Raw genomic sequence first — 13019 nt, forward strand, 5'->3', positions numbered from 1 at the left:
TTACATCCAAAGCTATGCAAGCCCTTTCGATCCTAGAAAACCATTGGGATTGCATAGCTTAATTTATTCATTCTATTCTTATTTACCAGCCCTCATTCTGCGCAATACCCGCATTACTCACATCTTGCGGAGGAATTGGCCACACGTGGTGAACCGTTGGATTGAAATTACGTGCTGGCCAGACGGTGATGGTGGTAAAGGTAGAAGCCGGATCGGTCTTGGTCACATGCTGACGGCCAGTAGCCACTCGTGCGTACGCTGCCTGTGCATCTCCCCAACGTACCAAGTCGGAGTGTCTGTCGGTATACTCACCAGCAAATTCCGAACGACGTTCGCGTTTCAAATGTGCCATCGTGGCACCTGTAAGTGGAGCTAACCCTGCCCGATCGCGCACGAGGTTGATACCTGCATCACCATTCTGTCCTTGCATAATTTGCGCTTCTGATTTCATCAATAAAATATCCGCGTAGCGTACCAAAGGCACATTCAGATCCGAAGTTGGGTAATCTCCATTTGGATTTAAATGCTGCGCAATAGGGTATTTAAACGGATCCATGTATTTCTTAAACTGAAAACCAGTCTGCGAGTTGGAAGAAGAATATCGGCGCTCCGATCCAAACAAAGTATAGGTATCATTGAACTCCAAGATAGTCGCCTTTTTGCGTGCATCTCCTGCTTCAAACGAATTGTACAATTCTAACGTAGGGTGAAAATATCCCCAACCATTGTATAGTCCGTACCCTGTGTTTTCAAACATAACGGCAGGCAATATCGATCCCTGAATTTTGTTAGACACTACCGAGAAGATATACTCGCTCGAGTAATTGTTAGCCACATAAAAAACACTGGCAAAATCTTCTGCTGGATTATTGGTATCAATCAGCTTTCTACCCGAACCAGAATTGGTTACCAGATCACAATACTTCGCCACTTCAGCCCATTTCGCCACATCATAACGCGCCCATTGCAGGTTTGTCTTTGCCAAATAAGCATAGGCTGCATCTTTATTTGCACGACCCAAATCTGCAGATCCGTAGGTCGTTACTAAAGGTAGCATTTCGGCAGCTTTTAACAGGTCTGCTTCCATCATTGCAAAGTTTTCACGCACATGGGCAGGACGCTCAAAGCGTGTCTCCAACATGTTTTCTTCGGTCACGATCGGAAGCCCTGCGCGCTGATCGCCATAATGCTGTGTCAAATAAAAGTAAGCATAGGCACGCATAAAATAAGCTTCGCCTAACACGCGTTGCTTCGTCTGCTCCGTGATTTCCATAGCTGGCACCTTACTAATGATGGTATTGGCACGTTGTACGATTTGATAGATACGCTTGTACATGGAGTTCACCCGGCTTTCATTACCATTGGCGGTGAAGTTACGCACCGCAGCAGAACCAGCATCGGTACGGCCAGTCACCATATCGTCCGAAGCATTCACAAGCCAGAATAACCCTCTTCCAAACAAATCTCCATCATTGAAATGCTGATATAGTCCATTTGCAGCGAAGATCGCATCAGCCTCTGTTTTCCAATAGTTCGCATCGGTAATTGATCCCTGTGGAGTAAGGTCTGTAAAATCGGTGGAACACGATTGTGCGACTAACCCCATACTCACTAAGGCCATCGCGATATATTTATTCATTTTTAAAGACATTATCGTTGATTTTAAGGATTAAAAATTAACATTTAAACCTACTGTATATGTTTTTGCTAACGGGTAATTACCTACATCTAAGCCTACTGTACCTACCTCTGGATCGATACCAGAGTACGAAGTGAACGTTAATGGATTCTCTGCTGCGATGTATATACGCGACTGCAGTTTGCCTAAAGGCAAGGTATAGCCAAACGTGACGTTTTTGATGCGGAAGTAATCGCCACTCTCTAAGTACCAGTCGGAAGCAGTTCCAAAGTTATTGTTTGGATCCTGACGAGATAAAATAGGAATATCTGCATCCGTATTTTGAGGCGTCCAAGCATCCAGTACGCGGCTATCTAAGTTGTACCCGTTAGAAGCAGCATTGTAGGCGGTATATTTATAGCCATTAAAAATCTTCGACCCAGATACGCCGTAGGTCAATACGTTCAAATCAAATTGCTTATAGTCCAAGTTGAGGGAGAAACCATAGGTAAAGCGAGGAATAGCACTACCCATATATACACGGTCATCGTCATTAATACGGCCATCGCCATTAGTATCCACGAAACGAAAATCTCCCGGACGAGCCTGCGGCTGAATTAATTGACCATCTCTCGAATGCGCATTGATTTCCTCCTGAGAATTAAAAATACCCGCTTGTGGAATCAAGTAATACGAATAAAGGCGTTGCCCAGGTGTAGAGCGGTAAGGCAATAGTACGGTTCGTACATTATCTGGATGCTGAATAAAATCATTGAAATAACCATCCAGGTTTAAGACCTTATTGTCATTCACGCTGATGTTTGCCTGCGCACCAAAGCCCCATTCTCCAAACCGATCATTGTACCGTACAGATCCCTCAAATCCTTTGTTGAGGATATCACCTACGTTGGACGTCGGTCCCTGAGAAAATCCGGCATGTGGGTTGGCATCATTGGTATATACCATACCCAATGTTTTCTTTTCGTAGTAATCGGCCGCGATGGTAATTTTATTCAAAATCGTCATGTCTACCCCCACATCAAACGATTGTGAGACTTCCCACAACAAATTTGGGTTGAATTGTTTGTTCACGGCAAAATGGCGTACCAACTGGCCATCGGCTCCAATCGGCGTAATCGTACCGGTAGACAATGGAATATTGAAAGCATATCGATCTACGGATTGAATATTACCAATTTGCCCCCATGATGCCCTCACTTTTAGATCATTGATCAATGAGCTGCGGAAAAATGGTTCGGACGAGATCTTCCATGCACCTGAAACGGACGGGAATACATCGGAACGATTTTGCGATGACAAACGAGAAGTACGGTCTTTACGAATACTAGCACCGATAAAGTAACGATTTGCATAGTTGTAGTTTACCCGTCCGATAGCCGATGTCAAAGCATCCTCCCATACGCTACTGGTCGGCAATGTAGGCAATGATGCGGCGTTGCCAATGTATTGGTACCAATCATCTTCACGTTCGAAGCCCATTCCCTGTACATAAAACTGCTCATAATGCGTTCTTTGCGCAGAATATACGGCCACTACATCGAAGTTATGATCACCAAAGCTTTTGGTGTAGTTCAATTGTTGATCCCAGATCCAACGGTCTTCTTTGGATTCTTCCTGGGTCAGATAATTATTCAAACTAGCGCGACCTATTTCTGGAATTCTTGGATCAAAACGCTTTAGAGAATAACGTCTCATATTCAGGCCAAAGTTGGATTTGAAGGTCAACCCATCCAAAATATCCACTTTGACAAAGGCATTACCATTCAGGTTGAGCGTTGGATTATTGACCGTAGGTCTCAACAATAAAGCCACAGGATTATACGTATCGCCATAGATACTCGAGAATCCTGATAGATCGGATGGCACTGTACCGTGGAAGTTACCCGCGTCGTCGTATACCGGTGCCGCAGGATTCATATAGATCGCATTGATAATAGCGCCGCTATAGCTACTGCTGGTATTGGTACCGCGTGTCGTCGTTTGATTGACGTAGAAATTCTGACCAATGGTGACACGATCGGTGAGATCAAATTCCGATTTAAGGCGGTAAGCAAAGCGTTTGTAACCGGTATTTAGCAACATCCCTTCGCGGTCGTGGTAACCGAATGAACTGCTGTAGCTGGATTTCTCTCCTCCGCCAGAAAGCTGTGCATTGGCATTCAATATATTCCCGGTCTGGAAAATTTCATTCATCCAGTTGGTACGCGTCACCTGTCCCCAAGGATTCTGTTGCGCATCATGCCCTGCTTGCAGGTTTAGTCCACTCGTCGCATACGCTTGATTGTAGGCATTAGCATATTGTGCCGCATCCAGCGCGCTTGGCAAGTTGCTAGCCGACTGCCAACCACGGTACAGGTCTACATTTAATTTTGGCGCACCTGCTTTTCCACTCTTTGTGGTAATGACAATGACTCCGGAAGACGCTTGCGCTCCATAGATCGCTGCAGCAGCGGCATCTTTCAAAATATCTACTTTCTCTATATCATTCGGGTTGATGGGACCACCGTAATACGGCATACCATCTACCACATACAGGGGTTCTTCAGCATTTAATGTTCCCATACCGCGTACCATGACCCTTGGATTCGCACTTGGATCGCCACCTGGAGACATCACCGTCAATCCGGCTACATTGCCCTGCATCATATCGGCAATATTGCTCAAAGGGCGGTTTACCTGATCAGATACATTGGGCAAGGAACTCACTGCCGTCGTCAGATCGCCGCGACGTTGTTGCCCGTAACCTACTACTACAATCTCATCCAATTCAGACTGTTGCTGCTCTAGTCTAATCAACATCGAACTGCTCTCGCCTGCACTCAATGCTTTGGTCGCTGTCTCATACGGCTGATAACCTACCATACTCACACGAATGCGGTATTGCGTGGTTGCATTAACGCCTTCCAGCACAAACATACCCTTCGCATCGGTAGATACTTGAGCGATCGATTTTCCGTTCGCATCGACCAACTGCACGTTAGCGCCTGGTATGTAGGTGCCGGTATTGTCCATGATCGTGCCACGCAACTGTCCGGAAGACTGTGCCCAGGCATTGGCCGCAAGGAAGAAGGCTACGCCACTCATCGCTAACCGAACATTTCTAAAAATGCTTCTCTTTTTCATCTATTAATTTGTTGTTTGGTTTTTTATTCCTGTAGGAACGGTTTGATTCGCTTCTATTTTTTGGCTAATAATCAATGCGGTAGGCGTCTCTTCGCAGTGCAGATCGTTCATCTGGCAGATCACACGGATCATCATCGTGGCCGATTCATAAGCAGCAAATTCACCACTGAAGGTCAACCCGTGCAGATCCAAATTTGCAGTGACGATTTGTACTTGCTTACGCTGCGCGATGACGTCAAATACCGATTGTAGCGGCTCATTTGTAAAACGCAAAGGCGCTGGTGTACTGCCCTCGCTATCACGGGCAATCTCTTCAGTGGCCATGGTTGGTTTAGATCTTTTAGGCGACTGCAACACAAAAGTGGCTGCTTCCCGATCTATCGACAATTTGTCGCCAGCTACTAGGTATTGCTCGGCCAGCACTCTTCCATGAGTGGGTGATCCTTTTACCACGATCTTGCCAGATAACAGGGAGATATCAATGCTATTCTCTGCATTGGCATCGATTAGGAATACCGTGCCCAATGCCGTGGTGCTATATCCATCTGTCCACACGGTAAAAGGACGACTTGTATCATGAGCCACCTCAAATTTAGCGCGGCCACGCAAGTGCAGTGTACGCTCGGATTGGCCATATGCTATTGTGTAGCGAAGCTCAGCTCCCGGAGCTAAGGTGACCAACGAACCATCTTTTAAGCGCGCAGAGCGATCGTAGCTTTGGGTATTAAATAGGCTAATGGTATCCTGTCTTACTTTTGGAACACTACTAAGCAGCTGCTCCGATGTGGAATAGTGTACTTTAAAGGTGATCGCTGCCACGCCAATAAGTAACAACATCGCTGCTGCTATCGTCCAAGTAGTACTGAGGCGACGCGGCTTCTTATCTTGCACACCCATTTTGCAATGCACTTGCTGCAATATCTCGGCATATTCCCGATCCGTAAGCAGACCCGAATCTTTTTGGTCTACTTCTTCGAAGAATGCTTGTTCTAATTTCGCTTTTACTTTCGCTTCCTCGCGCTCTAGATCTTTCAGAAAAATAGCCTTTTCTTTCTGACTTAATAGTCCCTTCCACAGATCAGCAATACGTCTTCCAATAGGATGTTTCATCATGAGTAAATACACCGATGTACACCGATTGGGGATGCCTATTTACGTTAAGAAATAATGAAGTAATTGTAAATTGAACGTGTATTGTTACAGCAGAAAAAACAGGAGCAATAATGGTGTCATCGGCGAAGAATAATGCTGCATCACATGCATTTTGATGGCTTTGTTGGATTGTTTGAGGTAATCGCTCACCGATTGCTGACTGATGCCCAATAGGGCCGCTACATCCGCTTTGGAACGGCCTTCGTAACGGCACAGCATAAATACTTCTTTTTTTCGTGCTGGGAGAGTTTCTATGGCATCATCGATCAGTGCCAATTGCCGATTCAATTCTTCTTCATCTTCTTCGATTTGCGAAATAGCAGAGAGATGCGGATATTCAGCGACATAATCTACCGTCTCTTTCAACTTCTTACGGAGGCAATTCAGAGATTTATTGTAACTCACGACAAACAGCCAACCGCCTACGGATTCCCTTGATTCGAACTTAAAGCGATTTTGCCACAGCGAAAGAAAAACATCTTGCAGCAATTCACTGGCCAACTCTGGAGCGTGCACCAATTTCAAAATATTGGCGTGCACGGGCTTATGATAGTGCGCATACAATCGGTTGAAGGCATTTATATCGCCTGCTGCCAATTGCTGTACGTCTCGTTGTTCAAGGTAATCGCTTTTCATACCGATGTTCAAAAGCCCCTATAGAATGGGAAATTTTGACAAAAATATCTAAAAACGATTGTTGATAGCGATGCGTTTATGTTATCAAATTATTAAAATTTATGAACTCGTAGCACTGGGAACATCACCATTTAGAATGATATACAACGGTAAGATAAATCGGGGAATGACCAGATACGCCGAGAAGTTATGGGTAAAAAAATTGATCTACCAAAGACATAAAGGCATCTTCTTCTGTGGCATAGCGATTGACCAAGCGTTGCCAAGATTTTGCCTGAAATTCAATTTCATTACCAAAAGAATCACTATAAATTCGTCTATTAAAAATATCATTTGTTAGAGAGGCTTTATCTTTTCCTTCGATAAACTCCCAGGTACCGTTAAGGGTCTTATGCAGCTTTGTATTTACCCCATTAACTTGTTCGTTACGCTGAATGGAACCGAAAATATCCGTCCCTTGCTCCAGTTTATAGCCTCTATTGTCTTCAATAATTAATTTATCAAAAATATCAATCCTGTATTTGGCGGTATAATTCTCACTTCTTCTATTCTCACGGATTAAATCTATAAAGACATGTTGTTGTTTATTGCTATTCGTTAGGATACCCGGATACTGTTCTAAAAGATACTTCTTCTCGTAGGTAATTTCATTACGCCTATTATCACTAAAAACCAGATCATCAAAGATATTTTTCTTCAGTGTAGCCTGGTAACTGCCATCATCGCTGCGATACGTGAGATTTCCAAATATATCGGTCTTCACGAAGTGTCTTTGTGCAAACACGCCCAAACTCAGGCAACTTAAAAGTAGTAAAAGCGTAAATTTCTTCATTATGATCTTTTTTATTGGATTGATGTGATAACCCTAAAGTTTAAGGCCGCAACAAAAATGTCAAAAATTGCGCATCACGTCAACTACTAACGATCAAATTCGGCTCTGTAATAATCTACTTTAAAAGCATATATGGGTGTGGGATGACCAGCATATTTTTCCCGGTGTGCGAGATAGATTGGGTTTTTGGATAGGGAGATATTCGCCGCCCCAGATGGTGATAGTAAGGCTTTCAGCAAAATAGGTCTGCCAAATAGTTCTGCGGGTAGGATCACTTCCCGATCTATTTTGATCTGCGTCGTTATTTTTAGCCCAAGAATATTTTCATAGAATAGTTTAAAGGCATTATTCTTACCAAAAGAACTCGTGCATAGTATGCGATCAATCTGAGCATCTCTAATTTGCTGCACCAGTTCGTGATTCAGCTCCATTGGAATTAGGTCGCGATCAAAAGCAGTACGATTGGTCCTACGACAACTTATAATGGTGTCGCTCATCGCAATATGCTTTTCCTGTAAAAAACGAACGATGTTTTGCAGAGAAATTGGCTTCGGCAAATTTTCTGGAAATGCGTCACTCAGCAAATTCCAAAGGCTATTTCTATTCCCATAAAAGAATGGAATCATAAACTCCTCCGTGCGATGTGGATGAATGGTTCCTAATATCAGGGTTTTGCTATCCTTTGTAACAGGATATCGATCTAGATACTGATGATATGTGATCATAAATTGTAGAAAAATGCGCTCAAAAAAACAGCTTTTATAAAATTACTCATAAACTGTATATTTAATCTGTTGCAAACAATATAGTACACAAAAATGGGAACATATGAAACTCGATCTCAATCAAATAACGATATCTGTAGAGGATGTGGAAAAATCCATCCTGTTTTATGAATTATTGGGACTAAAACTCATCGTAAAGTCTCTGCCAAAATATGCGCGATTTGAGTGTACCGATGGAGATGCAACGTTTTCGCTTCACCAATCAGCAGAAGGTGGAACAGATAAAACTTGGCTGTATTTTGAAACCGACACCCTTGATGAAGATGTAAAAGTCTTAACCTCCAAAGGAATACATTTTGAGCATGAACCTGTAGATCAATCTTGGTTATGGCGAGAAGCACGACTGAAAGATCCCGATGGCAATCAGATTATATTATATCGAGCCGATGAAAACAGAAAAAATCCACCGTGGCGGATCTAACTTTGTTCCTCATCATTTATCCACCCTCAAGGACTTATCTTTATTATAAAACACATTCTCGGCCAAGGCGAATTGATGCGCTTGCGACTCGAAGAAATGCATCATGTAGCCTGCAGTATTCACGAATACGATTAAATCACCAACGGATGGCAAATGATGAAATTTGATTTTGCGCAGTAGAATAAACTCCTGTTCCAAACAGTATGCTCCCACGAGATAACCAAAAACAGGCTTAGATTCTTCCAACAAATCCGACTCGGATGACGGAGCCGTTGAAAGATGAATTGGATCCAAGAGGAAATCCGCACTGGAACTTTTCATTTGTGTACGATTCATTTCTAAACCGACTAAGAGGTTTCCGGCCGAGTCGTGCTTGCGAAATGCGACGCGTGCCACGGTAATGCCCGCTTGATCTAAAAGTGATCTACCCGGTTCAATCCGAATTTCGATACGACGGTCTCGAAGTAGTTGGTGAATAGGCGCATCATAACCGGACACTGCACTAGTCAATATATTTTCCAAAAATCCAGCTTTGTGCACTTCGCTGTAATAGGGATATACCTTGGCCTCGCCGTATAACGTGTTTTCTATTTTCACGATGCCTAATGGATCATTCCGATAGGTCAATTCTGGACGCTTTCTCAATACCGCTCTTTTTAGTTCGCTCTGAAAGGTATTCCACTCCGCTTTGTCACTCAAATAGTTGACCAAATAGCCTCCTCCGATATCCAAATGCAAGGTGTCAATTTGATGGGCTTTGAGGGCGTCCACCAATGCTATACATTGACCGATGGCCACAGCGCGTTCTGGAATAGAATAACCATTTAAATGAAAGTGCAATCCGGTATATAGCAGCGTAGGGTGTTTGATCAACTTTTCCAACACCAATTGTTGAGCCGCAGCAATCGAGAAACCGAATCGGGAATGTAAGGTAGCACCATTCATATCAAATCCGCCTACACGCAAGCTGATGTGCGCTTGCTTTCCACTACGTTCAGTCACTTTTTCTAACAAGTCGAGCTCATCCAGATTGTCGATGATAATCGTGACACCGTTATCCACGGCAAGTTCCATCAACCGCTGGGTCTTCACGGCAGCGGTCGATATCAGTTGCGCAGGATTTATGCCTGCTTCGAGACATTGCGCCAGCTCCTCAAAACTAGCGGTGTCTACACCTTCACCAAGTTCGGCGGCGTGTGTCGTATACGAGATGCATTTATTCGCCTTGCGCGCGAAATAAATACGATGTTGAAGCTCGTACTTGTCAAATACGGACTTGAAAGCATTTACATTCTCTTCAAATGGTACTAAAGATTGTATGTTGAGCGGTGACTGAAACTCACTCACGGCCTCTTCTAACAACGATTGATTGGATACCACCTCCCGAATCCATGGATGGATAATCGGAGTAAGTGGTAAGTGTTTTTCATCAGTCGTGGTATGCGTAAATTCCATGTGTATGCGGATTGATTAATTGTAGTATACGGCCTGCCCATGGGCTAGCCAAATTGTTTCGTACCCTGGATAGGGAATCATTGTCAAATAATATGCCTTCGGTCGGCGTACCATAAAAATAAAGCGGAATCTCCTGCCCATCTACCATCGACTTGGTTCGTCCATCCTGCTCGATGGTAATACAGCCTGGCTGATAATCACCATTCTGAAAAATATCGACCATTCCTTTTGCGGCCAGACGAGTGTACAAAGCGGAATTTTGTCGTACTAGCTCACTACGAGCAATTCTACCATCTATCAAATAAGATACGGTATACTGTTCGCCCTCTGTTCCAATCTCGAAGTTTTGCTTTGTGGGATCATAGCTTATATGGGATTGTGGAGGAATTTTGAACTGAATAATTCCAGCATCTGCCAGCGCGCTAATTTTCCGCATATTGGCGATTGGCGGTCCAAAGCTGGTACGGCAACAGGCACTCCACAGCTGCTTGTCCAGATATCGATGACTTTCTGGTGTAAGGCCTCCGAAATTGTAGAGCTGTCCGATCTGCGGTGTTAGCTCTCGCCACACGGCAGCAGCCGCCATAAATGGATCCTGCAATTCGCCTATTTCCGCCCTTTCGATACTTTGGTCGATATAAGTCTTGGTAGCCAAATGTCTGTTTTTGGATGTTGGCACTTCTGGAAACAACAATCTGTCGAATGTCAAAATAGCTTCGTCCGAGAGTGTATCCAGGTATTCTTGAATTTGATTTTCTTGCGTAGTCCCGAGCAATGTGCTATAGTAGGCAAAACGAATTTCATCATCTATTATGGGTTGCACTTCTTGTTGAAAGTAGATCTGTCTTTCTTCCCTTACATCCACTAAAGCCTGCAGTGCCTGATCGGTCTGTGCACGAATCGCATAGCGCGCATCGCCATACACTGGTCCCCGCGGATGAATAGGCAAATTACTTCGGCTAAAAGGGTACAAAATCGGTTCTTCTCCTGATGGTATGTATCGACCAGATTCATCAAACACCCCACCTCGACCTTCTGTCAAGTGCAGACAGATATCGATAAAGGTAAGCCCCAATCCCATAATAGCTACGGACTCTCCCTTTGGTAAGGCGTCTAGTCGGTTTATGGGATAGGCAGTGGCTATGTATGCTTTTGGTATTTCTTCGGTTGATGTCTTGAATGGAGGGACATTCTCATAACAATGTCCAGTCGCCATTAGCAAATAATCAACCGCAATAAATTCTTCCGAATTTGCCACTGAAATTTTAAATTCAGTGCTGTACCCAATATCTTGAACAGCACCAACGATTAGCGAAAGGCTTACATTTGATGGCATAGCCTCAAGCAGCTGCCGCAATACATCCTGTAAATAACAGCCCACTAACGCTCGGGAGGCAAAGTCGGTAGGAACTACTTCCAAATCAGTGGTATGGTATTTTCTAATCCAATCGGTGAGTGAAAGTTGCTCCTGCACTTGTTCGTTTACATCTTCACGTAGCCACCCGTCGATATTGCCAATGCAATAATTGATCAGCAAATTATCCGGCTGGCTCACATGATAATTGTTGCCACTGCCAAAATCAGGACTCTCATTGAACCATAACACATGTACTGCGGTCTCGTCACCCGCCTGCCGCAATGTATGCAGCAAACGCTCTAAAGCATACATTCCCTTTGGGCCTCCGCCAACAATACCTATACGTTTCGTTGCTTTCTGCTGATTTCTACTGCTTACCTCCTTCACGGTTGTCATCAGTTGACTAATGATGTCTGGTGCTTGCAGTGTTGCTAAGGATAGGTGTTCTTTTTTCCAAATCATACGCAATACACTAATGGGCTTTCAATCCGTGCTTTTCCAACCATTCTGTAGAATAAATGGTATCCAGATAACGCTCACCATTGTCTGGAATAATGGCCACGATATTTTCACCTGGTAAAAAATGCTGCTGGTAACGCTCAATTGCTTTGATTACAGCTCCGGAAGATCCGCCGGCCAGAATACTTTCTTTAGCCAGTAACTGATGACACCCAGCTACGCAATCGGCATCACTCACATGCACCACGTCGTGTACCTGATCTGGCAGCAAGAAATGAGATTTGCGACTGGCTCCCATCCCTGGAATAAGGCGTGGACTTGGTTTGTCTTTGAAAATCAAACTCCCCTCGGCATCTACCGCAACGATCCGGGTATGTACTCCCATATGCTGAATAGCATCTGCAAATCCTCGCAATGTTCCACAGGTGCTAGTTGGTATAAATAAATAATCAGGCGCATTGCCTAAATCCTCCACAATTTCTTTAAAGGTTTGCTGATGTGCTGCCGGATTATCCATATTATGGTATTGATCTGGCCAAAAGCTATTCGGAATCTCTTGTAGTAATTGCTCCACCTTTTTTAATCTAGAATTGAGATATCCACCATTGCCATCATCTGCATCTACCTTTATGATCTGTGCGTTGAAAGCTAGCAAAATCTTTTCTGCCAGTGGATTGATGTGGGGGTCGGTTACCAAGATCAATTTTAGGCCATAAAAATGGCATATCCGCGCGAGTCCGATTCCCATATTTCCGGAAGTGGATTCTATCAGAACGCTTTTAGCATTGATTTTCCCGATACTCATCGCATGGCGAACAATATTGTGCGCTGTACGATCTTTGATGCTACCACCCGGATTTAGCATTTCCAACTTACCGTAGATAGCGGATTTCAGCGCTACGAAAATGTTGTTAAATCGCACTAATGGTGTGTGGCCAATACATGATAATATATCATTCATTGGCTCTTTAATTTGTGTCGCTTGCATTGTGACCTCTTTCCCTATAAATTCTTTATTTATCTCACTTATGATCACCATGTCGCTTTCTTGGTAAGGAACGTACAAAAACCTAAATCAGTTTGTTTTTCGCGAGATTAGCTTTTCAATATAGATAACATTTTTTTGCGATATAAGTTTGTGGGAGAGCTATGCGAATTTC

The 13019-nt window shown here is 43.8% G+C and carries 10 protein-coding genes; 1 reads left to right on the forward strand and 9 read right to left on the reverse strand.

The genetic code is table 11. The annotated features are described in order from the left end of the window. Nucleotides 1-82: 82 nt before the first annotated feature. The 6 genes from M8998_RS04825 to M8998_RS04850 form a co-directional block, all read right to left on the reverse strand. Nucleotides 83-1639 carry a RagB/SusD family nutrient uptake outer membrane protein gene (locus tag M8998_RS04825; RefSeq protein ID WP_249990994.1) on the reverse strand — a complete coding sequence of 519 codons (1557 nt, stop codon included), beginning with the start codon at nucleotides 1637-1639 and terminating at the stop codon, nucleotides 83-85. Nucleotides 1640-1669: 30 nt separating this feature from the next. After that, nucleotides 1670-4762 (reverse strand): SusC/RagA family TonB-linked outer membrane protein, encoded by a 3093-nt coding sequence (locus M8998_RS04830; protein WP_249990995.1) that lies wholly within the window; start codon nucleotides 4760-4762, stop codon nucleotides 1670-1672. Between the two features lie 3 nt (nucleotides 4763-4765). Beyond that, complete coding sequence (locus M8998_RS04835; RefSeq protein WP_249990996.1) at nucleotides 4766-5875, reverse strand: FecR family protein; 1110 nt, start codon at nucleotides 5873-5875, stop codon at nucleotides 4766-4768. Nucleotides 5876-5959: 84 nt separating this feature from the next. Next, nucleotides 5960-6550, reverse strand: a complete 591-nt coding sequence (locus M8998_RS04840; protein ID WP_249990997.1) for an RNA polymerase sigma factor — start codon at nucleotides 6548-6550, stop codon at nucleotides 5960-5962. Between the two features lie 187 nt (nucleotides 6551-6737). Further along, nucleotides 6738-7382 carry a hypothetical protein gene (locus M8998_RS04845; RefSeq protein WP_249990998.1) on the reverse strand — a complete coding sequence of 215 codons (645 nt, stop codon included), beginning with the start codon at nucleotides 7380-7382 and terminating at the stop codon, nucleotides 6738-6740. An 86-nt stretch (nucleotides 7383-7468) separates the two neighbouring features. Continuing rightward, nucleotides 7469-8107 (reverse strand): uracil-DNA glycosylase family protein, encoded by a 639-nt coding sequence (locus M8998_RS04850; protein WP_249990999.1) that lies wholly within the window; start codon nucleotides 8105-8107, stop codon nucleotides 7469-7471. A 103-nt stretch (nucleotides 8108-8210) separates the two neighbouring features. Between M8998_RS04850 and M8998_RS04855 the strand changes: the two genes are divergently transcribed. Next, a complete protein-coding gene (locus M8998_RS04855) occupies nucleotides 8211-8588 on the forward strand; it encodes a VOC family protein (protein ID WP_249991000.1) in 378 nt (125 codons plus the stop codon). Between the two features lie 12 nt (nucleotides 8589-8600). On the opposite strand, the gene M8998_RS04860 is transcribed toward M8998_RS04855, so the two are convergent. Genes M8998_RS04860 through sbnA form a run of 3 tightly spaced genes read right to left on the reverse strand, consistent with a single transcriptional unit; the run spans nucleotide 8601 to nucleotide 12820 of the window. Beyond that, a complete protein-coding gene (locus M8998_RS04860) occupies nucleotides 8601-10043 on the reverse strand; it encodes a Y4yA family PLP-dependent enzyme (RefSeq protein ID WP_249991001.1) in 1443 nt (480 codons plus the stop codon). Then, entirely contained in the window at nucleotides 10018-11862 is a 1845-nt protein-coding gene (locus tag M8998_RS04865; RefSeq protein ID WP_249991002.1) for an FAD/NAD(P)-binding protein, read from the reverse strand. Before M8998_RS04865 ends, M8998_RS04860 begins: the two co-directional genes overlap by 26 nt. Before the next feature lie 10 nt (nucleotides 11863-11872). Next, complete coding sequence (gene sbnA, locus M8998_RS04870) at nucleotides 11873-12820, reverse strand: 2,3-diaminopropionate biosynthesis protein SbnA (RefSeq protein WP_249991003.1); 948 nt, start codon at nucleotides 12818-12820, stop codon at nucleotides 11873-11875. Nucleotides 12821-13019 lie beyond the last annotated feature (199 nt).

Source organism: Sphingobacterium sp. lm-10, assembly GCF_023554555.1.
GTDB lineage: Bacteria > Bacteroidota > Bacteroidia > Sphingobacteriales > Sphingobacteriaceae > Sphingobacterium.